At 73.2% G+C, this 24,439-nt stretch carries 26 protein-coding genes; 10 read left to right on the top strand and 16 right to left on the bottom strand.

The features are described 5' to 3' along the window. The first annotated feature begins 73 nt into the window (after positions 1-73). Entirely contained in the window at positions 74-562 is a 489-nt protein-coding gene (locus ACZ3TI_RS01095; RefSeq protein WP_030055696.1) for a hypothetical protein, read from the top strand. 66 nt (positions 563-628) lie between these two features. On the opposite strand, the gene ACZ3TI_RS01090 is transcribed toward ACZ3TI_RS01095, so the two are convergent. From ACZ3TI_RS01090 to ACZ3TI_RS01070, 5 genes are all read right to left on the bottom strand, one after another. Continuing rightward, positions 629-2,071 carry an MFS transporter gene (locus tag ACZ3TI_RS01090; protein WP_465722008.1) on the bottom strand — a complete coding sequence of 481 codons (1,443 nt, stop codon included), beginning with the start codon at positions 2,069-2,071 and terminating at the stop codon, positions 629-631. A gap of 117 nt (positions 2,072-2,188) precedes the next feature. Further along, positions 2,189-2,677, bottom strand: a complete 489-nt coding sequence (locus ACZ3TI_RS01085; RefSeq protein ID WP_465722006.1) for a MarR family winged helix-turn-helix transcriptional regulator — start codon at positions 2,675-2,677, stop codon at positions 2,189-2,191. 63 nt (positions 2,678-2,740) lie between these two features. After that, on the bottom strand, positions 2,741-4,021 hold the full coding sequence (locus tag ACZ3TI_RS01080) for a hypothetical protein (protein ID WP_465722004.1): 1,281 nt from the start codon (positions 4,019-4,021) through the stop codon (positions 2,741-2,743). A 287-nt stretch (positions 4,022-4,308) separates the two neighbouring features. Continuing rightward, positions 4,309-5,940, bottom strand: a complete 1,632-nt coding sequence (locus tag ACZ3TI_RS01075) for an RICIN domain-containing protein (RefSeq protein ID WP_465722003.1) — start codon at positions 5,938-5,940, stop codon at positions 4,309-4,311. Positions 5,941-6,191: 251 nt separating this feature from the next. Further along, the gene (locus ACZ3TI_RS01070; RefSeq protein WP_465722001.1) at positions 6,192-6,431 is read right to left on the bottom strand and encodes a chaplin; all 240 of its coding nucleotides are present in this window, start codon (positions 6,429-6,431) and stop codon (positions 6,192-6,194) included. Between the two features lie 573 nt (positions 6,432-7,004). Between ACZ3TI_RS01070 and ACZ3TI_RS01065 the strand changes: the two genes are divergently transcribed. The 3 genes from ACZ3TI_RS01065 to ACZ3TI_RS01055 all read left to right on the top strand — a co-directional run bounded on the left by ACZ3TI_RS01065 (position 7,005) and on the right by ACZ3TI_RS01055 (position 8,116). After that, positions 7,005-7,247 (top strand): chaplin, encoded by a 243-nt coding sequence (locus ACZ3TI_RS01065; protein WP_465721999.1) that lies wholly within the window; start codon positions 7,005-7,007, stop codon positions 7,245-7,247. Positions 7,248-7,353: 106 nt separating this feature from the next. Then, a complete protein-coding gene (locus ACZ3TI_RS01060) occupies positions 7,354-7,623 on the top strand; it encodes a chaplin (protein WP_465721997.1) in 270 nt (89 codons plus the stop codon). 112 nt (positions 7,624-7,735) lie between these two features. After that, positions 7,736-8,116, top strand: a complete 381-nt coding sequence (locus ACZ3TI_RS01055) for a hypothetical protein (RefSeq protein ID WP_465721995.1) — start codon at positions 7,736-7,738, stop codon at positions 8,114-8,116. A 115-nt stretch (positions 8,117-8,231) separates the two neighbouring features. On the opposite strand, the gene ACZ3TI_RS01050 is transcribed toward ACZ3TI_RS01055, so the two are convergent. Continuing rightward, the gene (locus tag ACZ3TI_RS01050; RefSeq protein WP_465721994.1) at positions 8,232-8,951 is read right to left on the bottom strand and encodes a hypothetical protein; all 720 of its coding nucleotides are present in this window, start codon (positions 8,949-8,951) and stop codon (positions 8,232-8,234) included. 304 nt (positions 8,952-9,255) lie between these two features. Between ACZ3TI_RS01050 and ACZ3TI_RS01045 the strand changes: the two genes are divergently transcribed. The 3 genes from ACZ3TI_RS01045 (at position 9,256) to ACZ3TI_RS01035 (ending at position 10,508) form a co-directional block, all read left to right on the top strand. Beyond that, positions 9,256-9,600, top strand: coding sequence for a rodlet layer protein (locus tag ACZ3TI_RS01045; protein WP_465721992.1), 345 nt, complete (start codon positions 9,256-9,258; stop codon positions 9,598-9,600). Positions 9,601-9,685: 85 nt separating this feature from the next. Beyond that, on the top strand, positions 9,686-10,030 hold the full coding sequence (locus ACZ3TI_RS01040) for a rodlet layer protein (protein WP_465721990.1): 345 nt from the start codon (positions 9,686-9,688) through the stop codon (positions 10,028-10,030). A 211-nt stretch (positions 10,031-10,241) separates the two neighbouring features. Beyond that, entirely contained in the window at positions 10,242-10,508 is a 267-nt protein-coding gene (locus tag ACZ3TI_RS01035) for a hypothetical protein (RefSeq protein WP_465721989.1), read from the top strand. A gap of 70 nt (positions 10,509-10,578) precedes the next feature. Here the strand turns inward: ACZ3TI_RS01035 and hemB are convergent, their stop codons facing one another. The 7 genes from hemB to ACZ3TI_RS01000 form a co-directional block, all read right to left on the bottom strand. After that, positions 10,579-11,559 (bottom strand): porphobilinogen synthase, encoded by a 981-nt coding sequence (gene hemB, locus ACZ3TI_RS01030; protein ID WP_465721987.1) that lies wholly within the window; start codon positions 11,557-11,559, stop codon positions 10,579-10,581. A gap of 73 nt (positions 11,560-11,632) precedes the next feature. Further along, entirely contained in the window at positions 11,633-13,282 is a 1,650-nt protein-coding gene (locus ACZ3TI_RS01025; RefSeq protein ID WP_465721986.1) for a bifunctional uroporphyrinogen-III C-methyltransferase/uroporphyrinogen-III synthase, read from the bottom strand. Continuing rightward, positions 13,279-14,286, bottom strand: coding sequence for a hydroxymethylbilane synthase (gene hemC, locus ACZ3TI_RS01020; protein WP_465721984.1), 1,008 nt, complete (start codon positions 14,284-14,286; stop codon positions 13,279-13,281). Before hemC ends, ACZ3TI_RS01025 begins: the two co-directional genes overlap by 4 nt. Positions 14,287-14,327: 41 nt before the next feature. Then, the gene (locus ACZ3TI_RS01015) at positions 14,328-15,668 is read right to left on the bottom strand and encodes a glutamyl-tRNA reductase (RefSeq protein ID WP_465721982.1); all 1,341 of its coding nucleotides are present in this window, start codon (positions 15,666-15,668) and stop codon (positions 14,328-14,330) included. 25 nt (positions 15,669-15,693) lie between these two features. Beyond that, a complete protein-coding gene (locus ACZ3TI_RS01010) occupies positions 15,694-16,590 on the bottom strand; it encodes a redox-sensing transcriptional repressor Rex (protein ID WP_465722496.1) in 897 nt (298 codons plus the stop codon). A 107-nt stretch (positions 16,591-16,697) separates the two neighbouring features. After that, complete coding sequence (locus tag ACZ3TI_RS01005; RefSeq protein WP_465721980.1) at positions 16,698-17,420, bottom strand: 3'-5' exonuclease; 723 nt, start codon at positions 17,418-17,420, stop codon at positions 16,698-16,700. Positions 17,421-17,607: 187 nt separating this feature from the next. Next, positions 17,608-17,907 (bottom strand): glutaredoxin family protein, encoded by a 300-nt coding sequence (locus ACZ3TI_RS01000; RefSeq protein ID WP_465721978.1) that lies wholly within the window; start codon positions 17,905-17,907, stop codon positions 17,608-17,610. A gap of 115 nt (positions 17,908-18,022) precedes the next feature. Between ACZ3TI_RS01000 and ACZ3TI_RS00995 the strand changes: the two genes are divergently transcribed. From ACZ3TI_RS00995 to ACZ3TI_RS00985, 3 genes are all read left to right on the top strand, one after another. Further along, on the top strand, positions 18,023-19,006 hold the full coding sequence (locus ACZ3TI_RS00995; RefSeq protein ID WP_465721976.1) for an HAD family hydrolase: 984 nt from the start codon (positions 18,023-18,025) through the stop codon (positions 19,004-19,006). 608 nt (positions 19,007-19,614) lie between these two features. Continuing rightward, positions 19,615-20,403, top strand: coding sequence for an ECF subfamily RNA polymerase sigma factor, BldN family (locus ACZ3TI_RS00990; protein ID WP_465722495.1), 789 nt, complete (start codon positions 19,615-19,617; stop codon positions 20,401-20,403). Positions 20,404-20,673: 270 nt separating this feature from the next. Next, on the top strand, positions 20,674-21,951 hold the full coding sequence (locus ACZ3TI_RS00985; RefSeq protein WP_465721974.1) for a DUF5667 domain-containing protein: 1,278 nt from the start codon (positions 20,674-20,676) through the stop codon (positions 21,949-21,951). A gap of 94 nt (positions 21,952-22,045) precedes the next feature. On the opposite strand, the gene ACZ3TI_RS00980 is transcribed toward ACZ3TI_RS00985, so the two are convergent. The 3 genes from ACZ3TI_RS00980 to ACZ3TI_RS00970 form a co-directional block, all read right to left on the bottom strand. Then, positions 22,046-23,053, bottom strand: coding sequence for a lysophospholipid acyltransferase family protein (locus tag ACZ3TI_RS00980; protein ID WP_465721972.1), 1,008 nt, complete (start codon positions 23,051-23,053; stop codon positions 22,046-22,048). Positions 23,054-23,059: 6 nt separating this feature from the next. Next, positions 23,060-24,169 carry an NAD-dependent epimerase/dehydratase family protein gene (locus ACZ3TI_RS00975; RefSeq protein WP_465722494.1) on the bottom strand — a complete coding sequence of 370 codons (1,110 nt, stop codon included), beginning with the start codon at positions 24,167-24,169 and terminating at the stop codon, positions 23,060-23,062. Positions 24,170-24,317: 148 nt separating this feature from the next. Further along, on the bottom strand, positions 24,318-24,416 hold the full coding sequence (locus ACZ3TI_RS00970) for a 30S ribosomal protein bS22 (protein ID WP_003948845.1): 99 nt from the start codon (positions 24,414-24,416) through the stop codon (positions 24,318-24,320). Positions 24,417-24,439 lie beyond the last annotated feature (23 nt).

Raw genomic sequence — 24,439 nt, 5'->3', positions numbered from 1 at the left:
GGCCGCACGCGGGGGTACGGGAGCGGGTACGGGACGTGGTCGCCGCGGCGGCGAGAGGCGGGGTGAGGGTCGCGTGGGGGTGACGTACAAGTACTTCGGCGCCCCCGACCGAGCGACCGCCGCCAGGGTTCCCACCGCCCTCGGCCCGGGTGGGCTCGGCCTGGACGCCGGCGAACTCGGCTCGCTGGGGCGGCTCGGCGACCTGATGGAGACCAGCGGCTCCCCCACCGGCCACCTCTCCACCAAGATCAAGCCGGAGACCATGAGCGCCATGGTCCTCACCGGCATCCAGGGCGTTCCCCTGCACCAGGTGCCGCCGCTGGAGCTCGTCGTCCTGCACCCGGACTACGCCGTCGTCCAGCTCCCCCACAACGTCGTCGAGCCGCTCCGCAAGGCCGACGAGACCGAGCTCGGCGCCGCCGCCTTCATCTGGTCCACCGTCCCTGACCGGCGCGGGCCGCGGGACGCCTTCGTCATCTACAGCATGCTGCACGAGTGGCAGGACTTCGCGAACCGGCTGCACGAGGCCGGGCACCAGCTGTACTGCCTGGTCTGGCCGTAGCGCCTCACGCCACTTGACCCCGGCTGCCTCTGAACACGGGCCGGGGAGAAGTGAGTTGACCTGTCGTCAGCCCTGACGCCCGGTCGGCCGCAGGACGGTGGCGGCCAGCAGCAGGGCCGCGGCGAGCAGCCCGGCGGCCACCGCGAAGGCGAGCCGGAAGCCGCCGGTCAGGGCGTCCGCGACGGGGTGTCCGGCCGCGGCCAGTGCGGCGGTCCGGCTGCCCGCGAGGGTGGTGAGGACGGCGACCCCGAGCGCGCCGCCGACCTGCTGGGTGGTGTTGAACAGGCCCGAGGCGGTGCCCGCGTCCTGCGGTCCGGCGCCCGACATGCCGAGGACGGCGAGCGTGGACAGCACCAGGCCGCCGCCGGAGATGAGCAGCATCGTCGGCAGCAGGTGGACGACGTAGTCGGCGTCGGCGGGCAGCCGGACCAGCAGGCCGAGCGCGGCGAGCAGCAGGGCGAGGCCCGCGAGCAGCACGGCGCGCTCGCCGAAGCGGGCGCTCAACCGGGCGGAGAGCAGCAACGACACCGCGCCGATCGCGACCGCCGCCGGCAGCATCGCCAGGCCCGTGGCGGCCGCGCCGTAGCCGAGGACCTGCTGCATGTAGAGCGCGACGAGGATCTGGAAGCCGAACATCCCGGAGATGGTCAGGATCTGCACCAGGTTGGCGCCGGTGACGTTGCGCGAGCGGAACATCCGCAGCGGGAGCAGGGGCTGGGGGGCCCGGGCCTGGCGGAGCAGGAAGCCGGCCAGCAGGGCGAGCGAGAGCGCACCGAGGCCGAGGGTGCGGGCACAGGCCCAGCCGTGCTCGCCGGTGCCGACGATGGTGTAGATGCCGAGCATCAGGGCACCGGTGATCAGCGCGGAGCCGAGGGCGTCGGCGCCGGCCCGCAGGCCGGGGCCGCGGTCGCCCTCCAGCACCCGGACGGCCAGCAGGGCGGCGGTCAGGCCGAGCGGCAGGTTGATCAGGAAGATCCAGTGCCAGTTGAGGGCCTCGGTGAGCACCCCGCCGAGGACCTGGCCGATCGAGGCGCCGGCCGCGCCGACGAAGCTGAACGCGCCGATCGCGCGGCCGCGTTCGCGCGGTTCGGGGAAGAGCGTGACGATCATGCCGAGGCTGACCGAGGAGGCCATCGCACCGCCGACGCCCTGCAGGAAGCGGGCGGCGATCAGCACCCCCTGCCCGGTGGCGAGGGCGCAGAGCAGCGAGGCGGCGGTGAAGAGGGCGAGCCCGGCGACGAACACCCGCTTGCGGCCGATCAGGTCGCCGAGCCGGCCGGCCAGCAGGAGCAGGCCGCCGAAGGCGATCAGGTAGGCGTTGACCGTCCAGGTGAGGTCGGCGGGCGAGAAGTGCAGGTCGTCCTGGATCGCGGGCAGTGCCACGGTGACGATCGAGCCGTCCAGGATGATCATCAGCATGCCCGCGCAGAGCACCGCCAGGGCGAGTGCGCGGGAGCGGGGGGAGGTCGCGGAGTCCGTGGGGGGCGCGACCGGGGCGTGCGCGGTCATGGCAGTTCTCCCGGTTCGTCGAGTACCGGGTAGGACGCTATCAGATTGTTTTGTTCGGGACTATCTATCTCGGGAGCAGGACTTCGGAGTGGCCGCCGGAGTGCCCGCCGGGGTGGCTCAGCCGCGGGACCGACGGGCCCGGCGTACGGTGCGCTCGCTCTCCACCGGCTCCGCGAGGTGCCCGCCCACGAGGTGCGTCAGGGCCGACAGGAAGACCTCGCGCTCGGGCTGCGGCAGCGACTCCAGCAGCTCGCGGTGCACCCGGTCGGCGATCGCGGTGCCCTCCACGACGGCGCGCTCGCCCGCCTCGGTGACCGAGATGATCCGGGCCCGGCGGTCGGTCGCGGACGGGCGGCGCTCGGCCAAGCCCGCCTTCTCCAGCTCGTCGACGGTGACCACCATGGTGGTCTTGTCCAGGTCGGACAGCTCGGCCAGCTGGATCTGGGTGCGCTCGGCCTCCTGCGCGTGGAACAGCACGCAGTAGGCGCGCGGGGTGATCCCGAGCTCGGTGAAGGCGGCCGCCATCCGGGTCGCCAGCACATGGCTCGCGTGGTCCAGCAGGCCGGAGATGTCGCGGATCTCGCGCACGGGCGGCGTCGTCGTCATACGTCCGAGGTTAGCAACGGCCCGTCTGCTGCCGGATGATCCCGTTGCCAACCACCACCGGGTCTACGGGATACCCAACTCGAACAGCGCATAGCCGGCGTACCAGCCCGCCGCGATCGCGGGCATCGCGAACAGCCCGACCAGCGAGGAGGTCCGCACCCGGCGCAGCGCGAACGCCAGACCGATGAAGAGCGGGAAGGCCGGCAGCAGGTAGCGCGAGATGTTGCCGAAGATCTGGTTGCTGCTCAGCGCGGTGGCGATGGTGAGCGCCGTGTAGACCCACAGGACCAGCGGCGGCCGGGCGCGCCAGAGCAGCACCAGCAGGCCGGGCAGGGCGATCAGCAGGGCGATGGCGATCAGGTCCGGGACGGGGTTGGACTGCCAGAAGTCCCAGTGCCCGGTGATCACGTCCATGATCGTGCGGAGCGTGGAGGCGCCGCCGTCGAAGTAGCGGTTCCACGCACCGCGCTGGAGCTTGAAGTAGCCGCCCCAGTCGCCCATCTTCCAGCCGACCCAGGCGACGTAGCCGATCAGGCCCCAGGGGGTGATCAGCATCGCGGTCAGCGGGCGGGCCACCCCGTCGGTGCGGCGCACCAGCGCGACCAGCGCGGCGATCGAGACGGCAGCGATCAGCGCGGCCGCGGTCGGCCGGTTGAGGCCCGCCACCAGGGCCAGCAGACCGGCGGTCAGCCAACGGCGGGTCATCACGCAGTAGCAGGCCCAGGCGGACAGCGCGACGAACAGCGAGTCCGAGTAGACCGCCCACTCCACGCCGGAGCCCGGGAACAGCCCCCAGATCACCGCCGCCGTCACGCCCGCCCGGAAGCCCCCGAGTCGCTCGGCGATCGCGAAGATCCCGGCCGCCGCGACCAGCGAGGCGAGCACCGAGACCACGATCCCGGAGCCGTACGGGCCGAGCCCGGTGACCGCGCCGACCAGCCGCATCAGCCACGGGTAGAGCGGGAAGAAGGCGGCCGAGTTCTCGTAGTAGGTGGCCAGCGGGAAGCCGTGCAGCGGGATCAGCTCCGGGTTGTACCCGTTCTCGGCGATCCGCTGGTACCAGACGCCGTCCCAGGTGCCCAGCACGTCCCAGGGGTTGGCTCCGCCGCCGCGGCCCGGCTGCTTCTTCAGGTAGTCGCCGGTGTGCGAGAGCAGCAGCAGGAAGACGGTCAGGCCGATGGCCTTGACCACCGCGTACGCGCCCAGCGCGGGCGCGAAGCGGTCCACCAGCGCGCCGAACCGCCCGGGCGCCCGCCCCGTCCGCTCCTCGGACGGCGCGCTCGACGCCGCTGCGGACGCCCCGGGCTCGGTGCTGGACGACTCGGTGCTCGATGCCGTGCTCATGTGCTGTGGGTACTCCCCCGCCCCGCTCGTGGTCCGCGCGGCTCCGGCGCAACGATGTTCCCGTGAGCCTACGGCACGCCCCCGCCTCGCCCGCCGTCCCCCGCCCGGCGGGAAAAACCCCTGGCGGCACGACGGCCGCGCCCGCGACGATTCCCCGCATGCCGAACACCCCGCCGACGCGCCGGATCAGGGATCCGGCGCTGCTGCCGGTCGAGGCGCCGTACCCGGTGAGTGCGGCCGCCGCCGCCCGGCTGGGGGCGGCGGCCTGAGGAGGGGATGCGGGCGGATCAGCCCTGGACGTAGACGATGCCGAGCTTGGTGAGCTGCCAGAGCTGGCCGGCGGCGCCGGTGTCGGTGGCGAGCTGGACGTAGGGGTTGCCCTTGGCGTCGAGGGTGCTGCCGGCGGCGAGGACCTTGCTCTGGTCCTGGGAGTCGGCGATCTTGTAGCGGCCGTCGCCGGTCGGCTTGAACACCCAGTGCTGGTTGCCGCCGCCGTTGCAGCGCCACTGCTGGATCCGGGTGCCGGGGACGGTGGAGGCGGCGTTGGCGTCCAGGCACATGTCGCGGTTGCCGCTGAAGTCGAGCTCGTAGCTGCCGCCGGCCTTGGCCTCCAGGACGAAGGACTGGTTGAGCCCGCCGCCGGCCGGGTAGCTGATGGCGGCCCGGCCGTCGGTGGAGTCGCCGTAGCTGCCGCCGCCGGTGAGGTCGAGGGCGTTGCCGGTGCCCGCGTTGGTCAGCTGGTACCAGGCGCCGTCCTCCGGGACGTCACCGAAGGGCTTCCCGGGGGTGAGCGGCTGGATCGACGTGGTGTTCTGCTGGTTGAGCGTGCAGTAGGCCTGCGTCAGCTCGGGGCGGGCGTAGAACTGGCCGAGGCAGACGCCCTCGCCGCGGTAGCCGGCCACCCGCAGGTGGTACGACTGGCGGACCATGTTCATGCACAGGCCGGGGATGCCGATCTGCGAGTCGCAGCCGTTGCGCACCCACTCGTCGAGGTTGATGACGTCCCCGTTGCTGTACTCGTACGGGGAGCTGGTCCACTCCGCGCAGACCTCGTGCCCGAAGGCGACCCGCCGCTGGTCCAGGTAGCGGACGCCGGGCACCTGCTCGGCCGCGCCGCGCAGCGCAGCGCTGAAGGTCGGGACCACCCAGTTGTGCCCCCAGGCGAGGTCCTCGGGGAAGGCCGGGCAGCCGTCGGCGATCTTGCCGAGATAGTCGTTGCGCCGGATGTCCGGGGTGATCGGGTTGAAGTACGACTGGTAGACCAGCTGGTACGCGGAGTCGGCGTAGCCGGCCTTGCGCATGGTCTGCCGGATGTTCTGCAGCGCCGCGACGACCTTGGGCTGCACGCCCTTGGCGCGCCGGCGGATCTCGTCACTGCCGATGGTGTCGCGGCAGCCCTGGTCCTTGGGAATCGGGAAGTACTGCGCCAGGCAGTGCATCATGACGCCGCTGAAGTCGAAGTCGTCGTTGGCGCCGATCGTCACCACGACCAGCTTGACGTCGTACTTGGACGCCACGTCGGCGAGCTTGACGTCCTGTTTGGGCTCGCCGAAGTCGCCGCTGCCCGGGCCGGTGACCTTCGCCAGCTCGGGGTCGCTGACAAGGTCGCCGGTCTGGGCGCCGGAACAGGCGAGGTCGATCGGGGTGACCCCGGGGATGTCGGTGACGAAGATCTCCGACTTGGGGTGCCGGTGGCAGTAGTTGGTGGGGCTGTCCGTCTCCGGGAAGTAGCCGTCGTCGGTGTCGGTGCCGGCGCCCTCCCCGGAGATGGCGCTGTCGCCGAGGGCGACGACCGCGGCCGGTTTGGCGGCGCCGGGCGCCGGGGCGGAATCGGCGAGGGCGGCGGGGGCACCGGCCAGGCCGAGGGTGGCGAGGAGGGCGCCGGTGGCGAGTGCCGCCGACAGTCGGGACCTGATCACACGCGACTCCTTGCGGGGGTGGGGGACCGCCCGGGCGGGCGCCGAGCGGCGCGGAGCAAGAGAGAGGAGCTGAAAAGGTGAGCAGGACTCGGATTCTAGGTACTGACAAGTAGTGCAACAAGGCTTCCGACAGCGTCGGGAATTGACGGACTCCCGGGAAAGCGCGGCCGGGAACGCGAAGAGCCGCCGCCCCGCGCCCCAGGAGGGAAGCGCGGAGCGGCGGCTCCAACCGGCCGAACCGGCCGCGGGTTTCAGCCCGCGTTGACGCAGTGGTTGCCGAACGCCGGGTTCAGCAGTCCGGCGGCGTCGACGGTGTTGCCGCACAGGTTCACCGGGATGTGGATCGGCACCTGAACCTGGTTGCCCGAGATGACACCGGGGGAACCGGCGGCGACGCCCTCGGCGCCGGAGCTGGCCATCGCGGTGCCGGCGCCGGCGGCCACGATGCCCACCACGGCCGCGCCGACGGCGGCGGTCTTCTTGATGCTCATGTGAGCCTCCTGACTGTTCAACAGAGATGCACGGGGAGTGCGACATCAAGAACGAGACCTCTCCGGACCGGTTGCGACGGTGCGCGCACTGTCACCCGTCCGGAGCAATGGCATCCCCGATCGGCATTCGGGTGATCGGCTTCGGCCGGACCGTTTCCCCGCGCGCGGTGCCTCGTTCTCCCTCACGGAACCCGGTCCATCGGCCCCCACGCACGAATCGAGTACGGCCCATGCGCAAGCACGCCAACGGCATCGTCGGCACTGCGGCCACCGGCTGCTCGATCGCGGTGGCGGGCCTCCCGAACGCGGCGTCCGGCAACCCCCGCCGGAACGCCTGACCGGGATCTCCACCTGGTCGCGCCTTTGTCCGAAGCCTTTCCCGGCCGTGCGGGAATCGTTTCGGGAGGCGCTGCAGAACGGCGGCTGCGTCCACGCCCGAGCCATGGGCGGAATACGCCGGTGTGCGCCGCCCGAGTGACAACCACGGCAATCCCTGAAGCCAACGGGTGGGTATTCCTGCTCGCCCGAAGCCCGACATTCCCATCCGTCGGGCAGAAACTCGGAGGAAAGAACATGCGTAACGTCAAGAAGGCCGCGGTGCTGTCCTTGGCCGCCACCGGCCTGGTGCTCGGTGCCGCCGGCGGCGCGTTCGCCAGCTCCGGTGCCGAGGGCGTCGCCGCCGGCTCCCCGGGTGTGCTCTCCGGCAACCAGATCCAGATCCCGGTGCACATCCCGGTCAACGTCTGCGGCAACAGCATCGGCGTGATCGGCGTGCTGAACCCGGCGTTCGGCAACCACTGCGCCAACATCGGCTGAACCCGCCGTCGCCGCACCGGCGACAGCTGATTCACCGAGCCCGTGCCGCGCCCCGCGCCGGGGCGCGGCACGCTCAACCCGTGTGTGATCGAGGAGATCAACCCCCATGCAGAACGTGAAGAAGGCCGCCGTCCTCTCCGCCGCCGCTGCCGGCCTGGTGCTGGGCGCGGCGGGCTCCGCCGCCGCCAGCTCGGGCGCGGAGGGCGTCGCCGCCGGCTCCCCCGGCGTCGTCTCCGGCAACCAGATCCAGGTGCCGATCCACATCCCGCTGAACCTGTGCGGCAACACCGTCGACGCCGCCGGACTGCTGAACCCGGCCTTCGGCAACAGCTGCGCCAACGTCGAGGCGCACCCGAAGCCCGCGGACGACTGCTGATCCCCGATCGGCACGTGATCCGGCCGTCCTGCCCCCCGACCAGTCGGCCGGGGGGCAGTTCGGCATCCCCGGACGCCCGTCCGGGACCCCGATCCACCGAAGGGTGATCCGCATGGTTTCGAAGAAGAGCGGGGCCGGCCTGGCCGCCGCCGTCGGTGCCGCGGTGCTGCTCGGCGCCGGTTCGGCGCAGGCCGCCACCGCGCCGGCCGGACAGGCCCCGGCGGGCCCGGCCACGCTGGCCAGGAACGACGTCAGCCAGGCGCTGAACGGGACGACCTCCGGCCTCGGCTACGGCATCGCGCCCATCAAGAGCCTGCGCCTGGACCCCTGGGCGAACTCCTCCGCCGACGTGCTCAACAACGGCGCGACCGTCCAGCCGGACCAGGGCCTGGCCCCGGTCGGCACCGGCACGCTGACCGGCCCGCTGAGCGACGGCGGCGGCGCCAAGGACCTGCCGCTGGTCGGCGGGCTGACCAGCGTCCTGCCGGGCTGACGTACCGCACGCCCGGCGCGGACCGGACGTACGGGAGCCCGGCACCCCGTCGCGCGAGCGGGGTGCCGGGCTCCCACGTACCCGGGCGCCGGTGGCGGTCCCGGTCAGAACCGGGTCAGAGCCGGGTCAGGTCGGTCAGCCCGGTCTGCTGGACCACGCCGGTGGCGGTCGGGGTGGTGGCCGCCGGGTCGGCGAGTCCGATCTGCCCGACCACCTCGGTGGCGGTCGCGGCGGTGGTCGTGGTCAGGTCGTTGACCTCGTCGGTGACGGAGAGCCGGTGGTCCTCGCCGCCGAGGCCGGCACTGGCCCCCGGGACGGCATGCACGGCGCCGGTGAGCAGGCGCGGGTCGACCTCGCCCACCTTGAGCTTGCCGTCGGCGAGCTGGCCGGCGCCGTCCTGGGCGAGCGAGAGCGGCTTGCCGAGGCTGAGGCCGGGGGTGTCGGCGTGCAGCGGCGAGGCCGGAGCGTCCAGCAGCAGCCCGCCGAGGTCGGCGCCCTGGTCGACCAGCGGCAACGGCAGCTCGGCCTTGGCGCTCGGGCCGACCTTGCCGGTGCTCAGCTGGGGGACGATCCGCTCCGGGATCAGCTCGGTGCTGGTGCCGGTGGTCCGGCCGGGCACCGGCGGCATCAGCAGCGAGGTCGGGATGCCCGCCGAGAGCCGGCTGCCCAGCGGGGTGAGCGGCACCTCCGCCGGGACCTGCCCGGTGGCCAGCGCGTCCTCCAGGACTCCGACCTGGTCGGGGCCGACCGGGGCGGCGGAGGCCGATCCCTGGGAGGCGAGCATGCCCGCACCGACCGCCAGCAGCATCGCGCCGGCCCGCTTGGAGAACTTCATGCTTTTCACCGTTTCTGCTGTCCGTACAAGGGGGGGTCACTGAGGAAGGGCTGCGCGGGCGCAGCCGGAAAGCAATCTGCCTCAACGAGTGACCGGGAGTGCGGATTGCGGCGGTTAACCAATTCGGCCTAATAATCCGACCGGAAACCATCCGTCGACGCGCCTCCCGGATTCTTTTCAAAAATCCCCGTAACCTTCCGTGCCGTCATTCTTTGATCTGGACGTCAGTGACTGCAGACCGGGTCTGAGCGTTCTACGCGTTGTACGCAAGGAATCCAAGAGCATTTCAGAGAGGGATCTCCCCATGATCCAGAAGTCCTTCGCCGCTGCCGGCCTGGCCGTCGCCGCGCTGGCCGCCGCCGCCGCGCCCGCCTCGGCCATCGGTGACGCGGACGGCGCCGCCGCCTCCATCGAGGGCAACGGCGGCACCAACTTCACCGGGACGGTCGGGAACAACAGCCCGAACTTCCACTTCCTGGACAACGCGAACATCTGCCTCCCCGAGATCCACAACATCGCCGTGAGCGGGGTCGGTCTGGCCATTCCGGTCGAGGTCCCGATCGCCAACAGCGGTGGTCGGCAGTACTGCACCCAGGGCCAGGGCACCCAGAGCCACGGCGACGCGGGCGTGTCCCACCTGATCGGCTGACGCTCCGTTCAGCTCCCCTGCACCACCCCCCCTCTGATCCACCTTCGAATCGCTCCCCGATTCACCCCCGAGAGGAAAACCGGAAATGATCAAGAAGTCCCTCGCCGCCGCCGGCCTGGCCGCCGCCGCCCTCGCGATGTCCGCCGGCTCGGCCTCCGCCATCGCCGACTCGGACGGCGCCGCCACCACGGTCCAGGGCAACGGCGGCACCAACCAGACCGGCACCCACGGCAACGGCAGCCCGAACTTCCACACCCTGGACAACCCGAACATCTGCCTGCCGGAGATCCACAACATCGCCATCACCGCCGCCGGCGCCGCGGTTCCGATCGAGGTGCCGATCCTGAACAGCGCCCCGAAGCAGATCTGCAACGTCGGCCAGAACACCCAGTCCTCGGGCGACGCGGGCATCTCGCACCTGATCGGCTGATCAAGGGGCATGGCACGGACGGAGGGCCCGGGGAGGAAGGTCTCCCCGGGCCCTCCGGGCTTGGCGGACGAAGTGTCCGACCGGACGCCACAGCGCGGACCGGCCGGGTGGCCGGTCGTCCGGCCCGGCGCGTGGGGCGCCGGGCCGGACGACCGGATGTGAACACGTGTCAGAGCGTCCGACCGGGCGCTCCCAGAGAGAGGGCAGATCCATGAAGAGCACGCTGGCCAAGGCCGCGCTGACCGCCACCGCCGCGCTGGCGCTCGCGGGTGTCGCCACCCCGGCCTTCGCCCACGTCGGCCTGGTCGGCGGCGGTACGTTCGTCGCCACCGCCGACGAGCCGTTCCTGGCGGCCGAGGGCTTCGGCATCGCCCACACCACGGACACCGCCGCGGGCGGTTTCGGTGCCGTGGCCGCCACCTCCACCGACATCATCGGCGGCGGCGAGGGCTTCGCCCACGTCAAGGGCTGGCACTAGCAGCCGGAAGGCCGGGCCGCACCCCGTGGGGTGCGGCCCGGCCTTCCGCACGAGTGGTGCCCGCTCGGCCCTACTTCAGCATCGCGGCGGCTTCGAGCGCCCAGTAGGTGAGGATCTGCTCGGCGCCCGCGCGGCGGATCGAGGTGAGCGTCTCCATGATCATGCGCTCCCGGTCGATCCAGCCGTTCGCGGCGGCCGCCTCGACCATCGCGTACTCGCCGGACACCTGGTACGCGGAGACCGGCACCGGGGAGGCGTCGGCGACCTGGCGCAGGATGTCCAGGTAGGCCATGGCCGGCTTGACCATCACCATGTCCGCGCCCTCGGCGAGGTCCTGCTCCAGCTCGCGCAGCGCCTCGCGGGCGTTCGCCGGGTCCTGCTGGTAGCTCTTGCGGTCGCCCTTGAGCGAGGAGCCGACGGCCTCGCGGAACGGACCGTAGAAGGCCGAGGCGTACTTGGCGGTGTAGGCGAGGATGCCGACGTCCTGGTGCCCGGCCTCGTCCAGCGCCCGCCGGATGACGGCGATCTGGCCGTCCATCATGCCGGAGGGGCCGACCAGGTGGACGCCGGCGTCGGCCTGCACCCGGGCCATCTCGGCGTAGCGCTCCAGGGTGGCGTCGTTGTCCACGCTGCCGTCGGCGGCGAGCACACCGCAGTGGCCGTGGTCGGTGTACTCGTCCAGGCAGAGGTCCGACATGACCACGAGGGAGTCGCCGACCTCGGAGACCACGTCCCGGATCGCCTGCTGCAGGATGCCGTCCGGGTTGGTGCCCTCGCTGCCGGTCGCGTCCTGCACCTCCGGGACGCCGAACAGCATGACGCCGCCCAGGCCCGCCTCGGCCGCCTCCACGACGGCCTTGCGCAGGGTGTCCCGGGTGTGCTGGACCACGCCCGGCATCGAGGTGACCGGGACGGGCTCGCTGACGCCCTCGCGGACGAACAGCGGCAGGATCAGCTCCGCCGGGTGCAGCCGGGTCTCGGCCACCAGGCGGCGCATCGCCGGGCTCTGGCGCAGCCGGCGGGGGCGAACGTACGGGAATTCAGCGGACACGGCTTCTCTCTCCGAACGGTTGTGCAGTGCTGGGGGCGACGAACCGCCGCCCCCAGCACCATAGTTGGGGTTCTCAGCGAGCCTTGCGGCGGGAACCCGGACGGCGCTCGCTGGGCCGGTAGACCGGCTCGCCGGCGGCCGTCGCGGTGTCACGGCGCTTGGCACCGAAGTCTGCCAGCGCCTGGGCCAGCGCGGCCGCCGACGGCGCCGGGGCCATCACGTCGACCCGCAGGCCGTGCTCCTCGGCGGTCTTGGCGGTGGCCGGGCCGATACAGGCGATGACCGTGACGTTGTGCGGCTTGCCCGCGATGCCGACCAGGTTCCGGACGGTCGAGGACGAGGTGAACAGCACCGCGTCGAAGCCGCCGCCCTTGATCGCCTCACGGGTCTCGGCCGGCGGCGGCGAGGCGCGCACCGTCCGGTACGCCGTCACGTCGTCGACCTCCCAGCCCAGCTCGACCAGGCCGGCCACCAGGGTCTCGGTGGCGATGTCGGCGCGCGGCAGCAGCACCCGGTCGATCGGGTCGAAGACCGGGTCGTACGGCGGCCAGTCCTCCAGCAGACCGGCGGCGGACTGCTCGCCGGAGGGCACCAGGTCCGGCTTCACGCCGAAGTCCACCAGGGCCTGCGCGGTGGTCTCGCCGACCGCCGCGACCTTGATCCCGGCGAACGCACGGGCGTCCAGGCCGTACTCCTCGAACTTCTCCCGGACCGCGCGCACCGCGTTCACCGAGGTGAAGGCGATCCACTCGTAGCGGCCGGTGACCAGGCCCTTGATGGCCCGCTCCATCTGCTGCGGGGTGCGCGGCGGCTCGACCGCGATGGTCGGCACCTCCTGCGGCACCGCGCCGTACGAGCGCAGCTGCTCGGACAGGCCGGTGGCCTGCTCCTTGGTGCGCGGCACGAGGACGTTCCAGCCGAACAGCGGCTTGGTCTCGAACCACGAGTGCGAGGCCCGGTGGGCGACCTGCTCGCCCACCACGGCTATCACCGAGGTGGCCGGGTCGACCGGGGCGGAGACCGGCGAGGGCAGCACCCGGGCGGCCTTCAGGTCGGCCGCGATGCCGGACAGGGTGGAGGTGAAGGTCCGCTGCCGGGTGGTGGTGCCGGAGAGCGTCGCGCTGAGCGCGGACTCCGGCTTGCGGCCGTTGGAGACCAGGGCGGACGCGGTGGCCGGCAGCTGGCCCAGGGTGGTGCGGACCACGAGGGTGGTCTCCGACGCGCCCAGGTCCACCGGACCGCCGGCCAGGAGCTGGGCACCGTCCACGAAGCGCACGTCGGTGCCGGCGCCGGGGCGCAGCGGGACGCCCGCGTACGCCGGGACGCCGACCGACTGGGCGACGCCCGGGATCACCTCGAAGGGGATCCCGTCGCCCGCGCAGCTGAGCATCTCCTCGGCGGCGCAGCCGTCCAGGCCCGGGTCGCCGTCGACGGTGCGGACCACGTGCTTGCCCGAGCGGACGGCCTCGACGACCAGCTTGGCCAGGTCGAAGTCGGTGCCCTCGGCGGCCGGGGTGTGCACCTGCACGGTGGCCGGACAGTGGCTGCGCACGGCGGCGGCGGTCAGCGGGTCGGCGACCAGGACGTCGGCCGTGGACAGCACCTCGACCGCGCGCAGGGTCAGCAGGCCCGGGTCCCCGGGGCCCGCGCCCAGGAAGGTGCACCGTCCGGTGGCGGGCTGCCCGGCGGGGAACAGGGCGTCGGTGGCGGCGGTGGGGCTCATCGGGCTCGCTCCCCCATCAGGGTGGCCGCGCCCCCGTCGAGCAGCCGGTCAGCCAGCGCGCGGCCCAGGGCCGCCGCCCGCTGCTCGGCGGTCTCGTCGAGGACGATCGGACCGTTGGCGGACATCTTCAGCAGGGCGGAGCCGTCGGGATCGCCGACGACGCCGTCCAGCCGCAGTTCGTTCTCCCGGCCCCAGGTGGCCAGCGCGGCCACCGGTGCCGAGCAGCCGGCCTCCAGGGCGGCCAGCAGGGCGCGCTCGGCGGCCACGGCGACCCGGGTGGGGGCGTGGTCCAGGGCCGCGAGCGCAGCGGTCAGTTCCGTATCGGCGGCGGTGCACTCGATCGCGAGCGCGCCCTGGCCGGGGGCCGGGGTCATCAGCTCGGGGTCGAGGTGCTGGGAGATCTCGGCGCTGCGGCCGAGCCGGTTCAGGCCGGCCGTCGCCAGCACCACCGCGTCCAGCTCGCCGCCGGTCACGTAGCCGATCCGGGTGTCCACGTTGCCGCGGATCGCGACGGTCTCCAGCCGGTCGCCGCGGGCGGTGGCCCAGGCGTTCAGCTGGGCCATCCGGCGGGGGGAGCCGGTGCCGATCCGGGCCGTGCGCCCGGCGCCGGCCAGCTTCTCCACCAGCTCTTCCAGGTTCAGGCCCTCGGCCGCGACCAGGGCGTCCCGGACGTCCTCGCGCTCGGGGACGGCGGCCAGCACCAGGCCCGCGGGGGCGGCGGTGGGCAGGTCCTTGAGCGAGTGCACGGCGAAGTCGATCCGGCCTTCCAGCAGCGCGTCCCGCAGCGCGGAGACGAACACGCCGGTGCCGCCGATCTGCGCCAGCGCCTCGCGGGAGGTGTCGCCGTAGGTGGTGATCTCGACCAGCTCGACGGGGCGCCCGGTGACCCTGGTCACCTCGCGGGCCACCATGCCCGACTGGGCCATGGCGAGGGCGCTGCGCCGGGTGCCGAGCCGCAGGGCTGCGGTGGCCGAGGGCTGCTCCGTGATCGGTTGACCATTCATGGGGTGATCGTCCCGGTGGTACTCGTGGGATGGCTGACGGTTCATCTGGTGCCCCCGGCGGAGGGCTGGGGCGCGCCGCCGACGGGCGTGCCGGACACGGCGTGCACGGCTGCCGGGTCGAGGTCGAACAGCTCGCGCAGGGCCTCCGCGTAGGAGGCGCCGCCGGGCTCGGCGGCCAGCTGCTTCACCCGGACGGTCGGGGCGTGCAGCAGCTTGTCGACGACCCGGCGGACGGTCTGGCCGATCTCCGCGCGGGAGCGCTCGTCGAGGTCGGGCAGTCGGGACTCCAGCCGGCCGAGCTCGGCGGCGACCACGTCGGAGGCCATCGAGCGCAGCGCGACCACGGTCGGGGCGATCCGGGCGGCCCGCTGGGCGGCACCGAAGGCGCTGACCTCCTCGGCGACGATCCGGGTGACCTGGTCGACGTCGCCGGCGCCGGGAGTGGCGGCGTGCGCGTGGGAGAGGCTCTCCAGGTCGACCAGCAGGGCGCCGTCCAGCTCGTGCGCGGCGTGGTCGACGTCGCGCGGCATGGCGAGGTCGAGCAGGGCCAACGGCTGCGCGGCCGTACGGGTGGCGACGGCGGCGGCCACGTCCTCGGTCTTGATCACCACGCCGGCCGCGCCGGTGCAGGAGATCACCAGGTCCACGTCGGCGAGCGCCTCCGGCACCTTGGCGAGGTCCAGGGTGCGGGCGACGTCCGGGCCGAGGATCTCGACCAGCCGCTCAGCGCGGGCGAGGGTCCGGTTGGCGATCAGCAGGTCGGTCACGCCGGAGCGGACCAGGGTGGCGGCGGCCAGCGAGCTCATCGAGCCGGCGCCGACCACCAGCGCGCGCTTTCCGGCGATCTCGCCCGCGCCCGCGGCGACCTGCTCCAGGCCGAAGGTGACCAGCGACTGGCCGGCCTTGTCGATGCCGGTCTCGCTGTGCGCCCGCTTGCCGACCCGCAGCGCCTGCTGGAACAGCTCGTTCAGGCCGCGCCCGGCGGTGTGCTCCTCCTGGGCCTTGGCCAGGGCGTCGCGCAGCTGGCCGAGGATCTGGCCCTCGCCGACCACCATCGAGTCCAGGCCGCAGGCCACCGAGAACAGGTGGTGGACGGCGCGGTCCTCGTAGTGAACGTACAGGTGGGAGGTCAGCTCCTCCAGGTCCACCCCGCTGTGGTGGGCCAGCAGCAGCGACAGCTCGGCGACGCCGGCGTGGAACTTGTCCACGTCGGCGTACAGCTCGATCCGGTTGCAGGTGTTCAGCAGCGCGGCCTCGGCGACGGTCGCGGTGGCGGCCGCGTCGTGCAGCAGCCGGGTCGGCACCCCGCCGGTCAGCGCGGCGCGCTCCAGCACGCCGACCGGGGCCGTGCGATGGCTCAGCCCTACGACGAGAAGGCTCATGCCCGCCCCCCACAGCTCTCGGTGTTCATGCGGGCATCACCGCGGAGAGATCCCCGTCGCCGCCCTTGGCGGACTTTCCCTTGGCCTGCTCGGCCTGGTCCTTGGCGGCCGGCTCCGCGCCGCCGCGGCCCTTGCCGCTGCCTCCGGCCGCACGGCGCAGCTTGGCGGCGGCCGCCCGGACCGGGCCGGGGGCGCGGTCGAGCACCGACTCGGAACGGTCGTCCGGCTCCTCGCCGGCCTTGCGCTGCTCGTGGAAGGCCAGGATCTGCAGCTCGATGGAGAGGTCCACCTTGCGCACGTCCACGCCGTCCGGGACGGTCAGCACGGTCGGGGCGAAGTTCAGGATGCTGGTGACGCCGGCCTCGACCAGTCGGTCGCACACCTGCTGGGCGGCGCCGGGCGGGGTGGTGATCACACCGATGGAGACGTGCTGGCTCTCGACGATCGACTCCAGCTCGTCCATGTGGCGCACCGGCAGGCCGGCCGCACTGGTGCCGACCACGTTCGGGTCGGCGTCGAGCAGGGCGGCCACCCGGAAGCCGCGGGAGGCGAAGCCGCCGTAGTTGGCGAGGGCGTGGCCGAGGTTGCCGATGCCGACGATGACGACCGGCCAGTCCTGGGTCAGCCCGAGCTCGCGGGAGATCTGGTAGACGAGGTACTCGACGTCGTAGCCGACACCGCGGGTGCCGTAGGAGCCGAGGTAGGAGAAGTCCTTGCGGAGCTTGGCCGAGTTCACGCCGGCCGCGGCGGCCAGCTCCTCGGAGGAGACGGTCGGCACCGAGCGCTCGGAGAGCGCGGTGAGGGCCCGCAGGTAGAGGGGGAGGCGCGCGACGGTCGCCTCCGGGATGCCCCGGGCACGCGAGGGTCGGCGCGCGGCGCCCTGGTCGGGCGTCTGCGAACTGCTCTGTGGTGATCGGCCGATTGCCACGGTGCTCCTGTGGGTGAAGCTGGGCTTTGGCAGCCAGGCTATGCGTTTGTGAACGTGTGCACAAAGATGGTGTCCGATTTGTCCCCGCACAGTGATGCGCATCACGCCGTCGAACCCATAGCACCGGCCTGGTTGAGCACCACCTCCGGGGCCTGGGCACCTGGCAGCCACGGACCGTACGAGGCCTCCCGGCGCAGCAGCGGGACGGGCCCCCCGGACGGGCGGGAGCGGGCCCGGCCCAGTCGCGGCCAGGGCACCCGGGCGGCTTCCCGCAGCGGGCCGATCCAATCGTCCGGCGGACAGGACGGGGCACCCAGGCAGTGCCGCAGCAGCTCGGCGGTCACCCGGGCGTCGCCCAGCGCGGTGTGCGCCGGGTACCAGCCGAGGCCCGCCGCCTCCACGCAGGCCGCCAGGCCGTGGCTGCGGGCCTCCGGCAGGTGGGCGCGGGCCAGCCGCATCGTGCACAGCAGCGGGACGGGCGGCAGCGGCACCCCGATCCGGGCGAACTCTCGGTCCAGGAAGGCGTGGTCGCAGCTGACGTGGTGGCCGACCAGCACCCGGCCGGCCAGCAGCTCCAGCAGCCGCGGGGCGATCTCCCGGAAGCGCGGGGCGCCCTCGACGTCGCTCTGGCGTATCCGGTGCACATGGGTCGGGCCGACCGGGCCCAGCGGGTCCAGCAGGGTGGCGAACTCACCCTCGGGGCGCAGCCGCTCGTCGAGCAGCACGACCGCGACCTCGACCACCCGGTGCCGCCACGGGCTGCGGCCGGTCGCCTCGACGTCCACCACGGCGAAGCCCCCGGCCCCGGACGGGGCTTCAGGCATCCCTGTGGTCGGACCGGGAAGCATGGCGGCACTCCTCGTGTGCTCAGCCCCCCATGGGCGCAAACGCGTTCGATCGTAAGCCGACCAACCCGCCCCGCCCCAAGCCGAAACGGAGTGTCTTTGGCAACGATTCGGCGAAGCGCCCCCGCCGAGTGGCGGGGGCGGCGATGCCCGCGCAGGGGGCCGGTCAGCCGCCCAGGGCGGTGCGCAGCCGGCGCTCGTCGACCCGCCAGAAGTCGTGCTGACGGCCGTCGATCAGGGTCACCGGGATCTGCTCCCAGTAGCGGCGGTACAGCTCCTCGTCCTGGGTGATGTCCTTCTCCTCGAAGGACGCCCCCAGCTCGCCCGCCACCCGGACGATCACCTCGCGGGCCTCGTCGCACAGGTGGCAGCCGGGCTTGCCGACCAGGGTCACGGTCCGACCCGCGGGCTCGGGGCTCTTACGTCGCAGCAGTGGACTCACCGCCCCATTCTGCGCCCCCCTCATGCGTCCGCCCGCCCCCGGGGCGCTCGGACCCGGTGCCGGCGCTCGGTGAGGTGTTCACCTCCCGGGCACGGCTCCGTCACGGCCGCTCCGCGCCCGGCTGGCTATGCTCGATGCCATGGCCGTGCTCCGAAGGCTCACCCAGGCAAGACGTTCCACCAGCGAGCGGAGCGCCCTGGCCGGCGAGGCTGCTGCCGAGGCGGCCGAGGCCGCGCTGCGCGCCGAGCCGGAGCCCCGGCCCGCCCCCGCCGAGGACGCGCCGACCGCGGCGAAGCCCGGGAAGGCCCCCAAGGCCCCGGCCGAGAACCACACCCCGGACCGGGACGACCCCCGCGCCGCCGCCTTCTTCGACTGCGACAACACCATCCTGCGCGGCGCCGCGATCTTCTACCTCGGCGTCGGCCTCTACCGCCACGGCTTCCTCACCCGCCGCGACATCTCCCGCTTCGCCTGGCAGCAGGCCTGGTTCCGGCTGCACGGCGCCGAGGACCCGGACCACATCTCGGACGCCAAGCACACCGCCCTCGGCATCGTCGCGGGCAAGCGCACCGCCGACCTGGAGGAGATCTGCGAGGAGATCTTCGAGAAGGTCGTCGCGGACAAGATCTGGCCTGGCACCCGCGCCCTGGTCCAGATGCACCTGGACGCCGGGCAGCGGGTCTGGCTGGTCACCGCCGCCCCACTGGAGGTGGCCCGGATCATCGCCCGGCGGCTCGGCATGACCGGCGCGCTCGGCACCGTCGCCGAGGCCCGGGACGGCCACTACACCGGCCGGCTGGTCGGCGACATGCTGCACGGCCCGGCCAAGGCCGCCGCCGTCCGCGCGCTGGCCCGCCGCGAGCGCCTCGACCTCGACCGCTGCGCCGCGTACAGCGACTCCGCCAACGACATCCCGATGCTCTCGCTGGTCGGCCACCCGTACGTGGTGAACCCGGACGGCGCGCTGCGCCGCCACGCCCGGGCCCAGGGGTGGCGGGTGCGGGACTTCCGCACCGGGCGGAAGGCGGCCCGGGTGGGGCTGCCGGCGGCGGCCGCGGTCGGCGTACTGGCCGGCGCGACGGCCGCCGGGGTGGCGCTGTACCGCCGTCGCCGCCACGCCTGAATTCCCTTCGCCGGAGCCGTCACCGGCGCTCGCGCGGGCTCACCCGGCGGGTTCGCCCGTGCGGGTGAGCGGACGTCAACCGGGGCCCTGACCTGGCCGCTCTTCTGGGCGAACTCCCTTCCACCGCAGGGAAGTCCGGGCCTGATGTGCGAACGTGCCACCTGTTGACCGGTTCTGATCGTTCGCCAGGCCGGGAAAGTCGGGGGTTGCCGAACCCCAAGGCTGGGAAACCGCCCGCCGGACCGCCGAATTGGTCACCCTGGGCACCTGTTCGATCACGTTGAGCCGGATGAACGATGACAGCTCCAGTCAGTGTCAGCCGAATATGCGCAACAAATGGATCTCAAACGACCACTTCAACCACACGGTGTAGCTGTCATTGCACAAAGCGTTATTCTCTCCTGGATGCACGTCACCACACGTCCCGCTCGAACGGACGCTTCGGGGCGTGCTCTCCGCGCAGGCGGAGGTGATCCGTCCACAGTTCTGCCTCTGGGAGTCCCGTGTACCCACCCGTCCGGAACGACGCGCCTGCACCCTCCCGCCCGTCGTCCGCGCCCCTGCGCCCCCGCGCCGCCCACCGCGGCCGCCCCACCGCCGAGCGGCAGATCTCCCCCGGCCTGGACCTGCTGCGCAGCCTGCTCCGCAGCCAGCTCGCCACGTCGCCCCAACTCGCGCCCGCCGGCGGATCGTTCGGCCCCGCGTACGGCCCCGGCCAGCACGGTGGCGGCCTGACGCTGCGCACCACCGCGGCCGGCTCGGCCGGCACCGGCTCGCGCGGCCGCACCGGCACCACCGGCGTCGGGCGCGGCCGGGCCCGGACGACGACCGGGCCCGGCTACGAGACCGAGCACAACCCGATCATGGAGCTGGTCGAGCGGGCCCAGGCCGGCGAGAGCGAGGCCTTCGGCCGGCTCTACGACCACTACGCGGACACCGTCTACCGGTACATCTACTACCGGGTCGGCAGCCGGGCCACGGCCGAGGACCTCACCAGCGAGACGTTCCTGCGCGCACTGCGCCGGATCGGCACCTTCACCTGGCAGGGCCGGGACTTCGGCGCCTGGCTGGTCACCATCGCGCGCAACCTGGTCGCCGACCACTTCAAGTCCAGCCGCTTCCGGCTGGAGGTCACCACCGGCGAGATGCTCGACTCCAACGAGTGCGAGCGCAGCCCGGAGGAGTCGGTGCTGGAGTCGCTCTCGAACGCCGCCCTGCTGGACGCGGTGCGCCGGCTCAACCCGCAGCAGCAGGAGTGCGTCACCCTGCGGTTCCTGCAGGGCCTTTCGGTCGCCGAGACGGCCCGGATCATGGGCAAGAACGAGGGCGCCATCAAGACCCTCCAGTACCGCGCCGTGCGCACCCTGGCGCGGCTGCTCCCGCCCGACGCGCGGTGAGCCGGCCGTGACCGAGGGGGGCATAGCCGCACGGCCGCCCGGCCGGCCGTCACCGTCCGCGCCCGACCGACACGTCAGAGTGAACGGTCGATCCGATGATCAGCCGTGCGTAACCGACAGCCCGTACCGATCGTTGGCCAACGTGCAAGCCCCCACCAGGCGTACGGTCAAGCCCAATTGCGACCTGTCACCCGATGGAGTGGCTTTGGCCCGCCGGGGCAACCGTCCGGCAGGCCGGGGTGTCGACAACGACGAAGGGAGGTGTGGCCCGTGACGGCAAACGTGCTTGAGCACCGGCGGGCGAAGGCCTTCGCCGAGGCGCTGGAGGCCCACCGGACGGAGCAACGCGCCGCGGCCGACGCGAAATCGGCCAACACCGCCGGCACCGGCGCCGGTTCGGCCGCGATGACCGAACTGGTCGGCCTGACCGACGCGCTGGGAGCGCTGCCCGGACCGGTGCTGGACCGCGAGGTCCGGACGGTCCAACGCGCCCAGCTGATGGCCGCGTTCGAGCAGGCCTTCGCCGGCGGAACGGGCGCCGCGGTGCCTCGCCAGCGCCGCCACCGGGCGATCCGGACGGCGCCGCGCGGCCGCTGGAGCCGGCGGTTCGCAATCGGAGGACTCGTCGCCGGGCTCGCCGTCGGCAGCCTGGCCGGTGCCGCCGCCGCGAGTACCAACGCGCTGCCCGGGGACACGCTGTACGGGCTGAAGCGCGGCCTCGAAGGGCTCCGCCTGGACTTCGCGGGATCCGACTCCGAGCGCGGCGAACTGCTGCTGGACAACGCCGCGACCAGGCTCGGCGAGGCCAAGACCCTGGTCGGCCGCACCGGCCCGGCGGGCGGGCTCAGCCCGGCCACCGTCGAGCAGGTCCGCCGCGCCCTGGACGACATGCACACCGACGCGCTCAAGGGCCGCGAGCTGCTGCGCTCGGTCTACCGCAGCAACGGCTCGCTCGACCCGATGCGCGCGCTGGCCGGATTCGCCCACGACGAGGACAGCCGCTGGAGCGAGCTGCAGGGCAAGCTGCCCGTCCAACTCACCCAGCAGGCCGACCTGGTGAACCAGCTCTTCGACGCCATAAGCGAGGACGTCGCGCCCCTGCGGCTGGTCCAGCCCCCCGCCAAGAGCGGTGGCACGGCCGGCCCCGGAGCGGGCGGCGGCTCGTCCGAATCGACCGGCGGTTCCCCGGCCGCCGGCTCCGGCGCCGGGCAGGCCCCGGGCGGCGGCGCCACCGGCGGCAACCGCCCCGGTGCCGGCGACCACGCCCCGGCCAACCCCGGCGCCGGTGCGACCGGCAGCGGCGGCAAGGGGGCCGGGCTGCCGAGCACCCTGCCCACCAGCGCCCCGGACGCCGTCAACGGGCTGGTCGGCGACCTCACCAGCGGACTCACCGGCACCAAGCCCTCGCCCAGCGCCGACGCGGCCCCGCCGCAGGCGCCGAAGCCGTCCGGGACTCCCGGCGGCACGGACGGCGCCCCGCAGCAGGGCGTCGAGGTGCCCCCGCTGGCCCCGGGCCTGCTGCCCGGGCTCAGGATCCTCGGCGGCTGACCGGGGTAGGACGAGGGCCCGGCGGAGTGCGATATCCGCCGGGCCCTCTTCGCGTCTGCAGGAGCAGGCTGTGCCGCGACGGTCGGAAGGACGGTCAGAAGAACACCGAACGCCGCTGCACCAGCAGCTGGTACAGCGTGTGCTGGATGGTCTCGCGCACCTCGTCGGCCAGGTCGAAGACCAGCATCGGGTCGTCCGCGGCCTCCGCCGGGTACCGGTCGGTGGCGATCGGCTCGCCGAAGCGGATCGTCCACTTGGTCGGCAGCGGCAGCATCCCGAGCGGGCCCAGCCAGGGGAAGGTCGGCGTGATCGGCACGTACGGCAGGCCCAGCAGCCGGGCCAGCGTCTTCACGTTGCCGATCATCGGGTAGGTCTCCTCCGCCCCGACGATCGAGCACGGCACGATCGGCACCTTCGCGCGCAGCGCCGAGGCCACGAAGCCGCCGCGGCCGAACCGCTTGAGCTTGTAGCGCTCGGCGAACGGCTTGCCGATGCCCTTGAAGCCCTCCGGCCAGACCCCGACCACCTCGCCGCGCTCCAGCAGCGCCTGAGCGTCCTCGTTGCAGGCCAGGGTGTGGCCGGCCTTGCGGGCCAGCTCGTTGATGCCGGGGAGCACGAAGACCAGGTCGGCGGCGAGCATCCGCAGGTGCCGCCGGTTCGGGTGGTGGTCGTGGATGACCACCTGGGTCATCAGCGCGTCCAGCGGGATCGTCCCGGAGTGGTTGGCGACGATCAGCGCGCCGCCCTCGGCCGGGATGTTCTCCACCCCCTGGACGTCGATCCGGAAGTACTTCTCGGCCAGCGGGCGCAGCAGCGAGAGCAGCACCTCCTCGGTGAGCTCCCGGTCGAAGCCGAACTCGTCCACCTCGTAGTCGCCGGTGACCCGGCGGCGCAGGAAGGCCAGCCCCTCGGCGGCGCGGCCCTCCCAGCCCTTGCCGAACATCCGGGTGGCCGCCGGGCCGAGCGGCCCGGACAGCGCCCCGCCGACGGCCCCGGCGAGCCGGTCGGCCAGGCCGGGGCCCTCCGGCGAGGTCCAGCTGGGGGCGGACTCGATCGGGATGACCTTGGCCTCGCCCGGCGCGTTCTCGGCTGCGGCGTTCATCGCGGTTCAGCTCCTCGGTCGGCGGGGGCGGTTCGGTTCGGGGGCGGTCCGGGACGGGGCGGAGCCCTCCGGGCCGAGCAGCGCGGTCAGCCGGTCGGCGGCGGCGGCCAGCCGCTCGGGCGGCAGCAGGCCGGGGCCCTGCGCGGCGGCGAAGTCGGCGAAGGCCTCGGGGGTGGTGAAGGCCGGGCGGTAGCCGAAGGTCTCGCGCAACCGCGCGGTGTCCACCACCCTGCCGTGGGTGAGCAGCCGCAGCTGCTCCGGCGAGACGTCCACCAGCCGGGTCTGCCGGGCCAGTACGGCCATCCAGCTGACGGCGGGCAGCAGCAGCGGCAAGGTGGGCCGGCCCAGCCGGCGGGCGCACTGGGAGAGCAGCAGGACGCCCTCCCCCGCCACGTTGAAGGTCCCGGTGTTGACGGTGCCCGGCTCGGGCTCGCCGGAGGCCCGGCAGAGCACGGCGACGGCGTCGTCCTCGTGGACGAACTGCAGCCGCGGGTCGTAGCCGAGGACGGTCGGCAGCACGGGCAGCGCGAAGTACTCGCTGAGCGGTGTGTCCGCGTCCGGGCCGACGATGTTGGCGAAGCGCAGCACCGTCACCGCGACGTCCGGGCGGCGCCGGGCGAAGCCGCGGACGTAGCCCTCGACCTCCGAGGCGTCCTTGGCGAAGCCGCCGCCGGGCGGGTCCTTCGGCTGCATCCGCTCGCTGAACACCGCCGGGTCGCGGGGCGCGGAGCCGTACACGCCGGTGGTGGACTTCACCACCAGCCGGCGCACCCCGGGCGCCTTCTGACAGGCGCCGAGCAGCTGCATGGTGCCGATGACGTTGGACTCCTTCACCGCGGAGCGGTTGGTGGAGCCCAGCCCGGTGGCGCTGACGCTGAGGTGCACCACGGTGTCCACCCGGTGCTCGGCGAGCACCCGGGACACCGCCGGGCGGCGCAGGTCGAGCTGGTGGAAGCGGTACGGGGCGGCCGGGCCCTGCGGCTCCTCGGCCGGCAGCCGGGGCGGCTGCACGTCCACGCCGACGACCAGGTCCACACCCGGACGGCGGCGGACCTCGGCGGCGAAGCGGGCACCGAGATGGCGTGCCACGCCGGTGACCAGCACGACCACGCCCACGGTGCTGCACCCCATTCCCTCGACCCGAGCGACCTGCGTGCACCGTACCGCGCCAGCCCACCGGGCCGTGAAACGACACCGCCCGCCCAGCCATGGAGGCCGGGCGGGCGGTGGAAGCGCTGGGCGCGCTGGGCGCGGCCGGGGGCGCTTACTTCTTGTTGCGACGCTGAACGCGAGTCCGCTTCAGAAGCTTGCGGTGCTTCTTCTTGGCCATACGCTTGCGACGCTTCTTGATGACAGAGCCCACGGAACAACCCTCGCTCACTGAGA

The sequence above is a fragment of the Kitasatospora sp. NPDC023120 genome (assembly GCF_055560835.1).
The sequence above is the reverse complement of the archived record's forward strand: the minus strand, read 5'-3'. Positions and strand labels throughout refer to the sequence as shown.

Excerpts from the sequence above, each read along its gene's own strand:
- ACZ3TI_RS01090 (WP_465722008.1), bottom strand. The coding sequence starts at position 2,071 with ATGACCGCGCACGCCCCGGTCGCGCCCCCCACGGACTCCGCGACCTCC.
- ACZ3TI_RS01085 (WP_465722006.1), bottom strand. The coding sequence starts at position 2,677 with ATGACGACGACGCCGCCCGTGCGCGAGATCCGCGACATCTCCGGCCTG.
- ACZ3TI_RS01080 (WP_465722004.1), bottom strand. The coding sequence starts at position 4,021 with ATGAGCACGGCATCGAGCACCGAGTCGTCCAGCACCGAGCCCGGGGCG.
- ACZ3TI_RS01070 (WP_465722001.1), bottom strand. The coding sequence starts at position 6,431 with ATGAGCATCAAGAAGACCGCCGCCGTCGGCGCGGCCGTGGTGGGCATC.
- ACZ3TI_RS01065 (WP_465721999.1), top strand. The coding sequence starts at position 7,005 with ATGCGTAACGTCAAGAAGGCCGCGGTGCTGTCCTTGGCCGCCACCGGC.
- ACZ3TI_RS01060 (WP_465721997.1), top strand. The coding sequence starts at position 7,354 with ATGCAGAACGTGAAGAAGGCCGCCGTCCTCTCCGCCGCCGCTGCCGGC.
- ACZ3TI_RS01055 (WP_465721995.1), top strand. The coding sequence starts at position 7,736 with ATGGTTTCGAAGAAGAGCGGGGCCGGCCTGGCCGCCGCCGTCGGTGCC.
- ACZ3TI_RS01050 (WP_465721994.1), bottom strand. The coding sequence starts at position 8,951 with ATGAAGTTCTCCAAGCGGGCCGGCGCGATGCTGCTGGCGGTCGGTGCG.
- ACZ3TI_RS01045 (WP_465721992.1), top strand. The coding sequence starts at position 9,256 with ATGATCCAGAAGTCCTTCGCCGCTGCCGGCCTGGCCGTCGCCGCGCTG.
- ACZ3TI_RS01040 (WP_465721990.1), top strand. The coding sequence starts at position 9,686 with ATGATCAAGAAGTCCCTCGCCGCCGCCGGCCTGGCCGCCGCCGCCCTC.
- ACZ3TI_RS01035 (WP_465721989.1), top strand. The coding sequence starts at position 10,242 with ATGAAGAGCACGCTGGCCAAGGCCGCGCTGACCGCCACCGCCGCGCTG.
- ACZ3TI_RS01025 (WP_465721986.1), bottom strand. The coding sequence starts at position 13,282 with ATGAGCCCCACCGCCGCCACCGACGCCCTGTTCCCCGCCGGGCAGCCC.
- hemC (WP_465721984.1), bottom strand. The coding sequence starts at position 14,286 with ATGAATGGTCAACCGATCACGGAGCAGCCCTCGGCCACCGCAGCCCTG.
- ACZ3TI_RS01015 (WP_465721982.1), bottom strand. The coding sequence starts at position 15,668 with ATGAGCCTTCTCGTCGTAGGGCTGAGCCATCGCACGGCCCCGGTCGGC.
- ACZ3TI_RS01005 (WP_465721980.1), bottom strand. The coding sequence starts at position 17,420 with ATGCCTGAAGCCCCGTCCGGGGCCGGGGGCTTCGCCGTGGTGGACGTC.
- ACZ3TI_RS01000 (WP_465721978.1), bottom strand. The coding sequence starts at position 17,907 with ATGAGGGGGGCGCAGAATGGGGCGGTGAGTCCACTGCTGCGACGTAAG.
- ACZ3TI_RS00995 (WP_465721976.1), top strand. The coding sequence starts at position 18,023 with ATGGCCGTGCTCCGAAGGCTCACCCAGGCAAGACGTTCCACCAGCGAG.
- ACZ3TI_RS00980 (WP_465721972.1), bottom strand. The coding sequence starts at position 23,053 with ATGAACGCCGCAGCCGAGAACGCGCCGGGCGAGGCCAAGGTCATCCCG.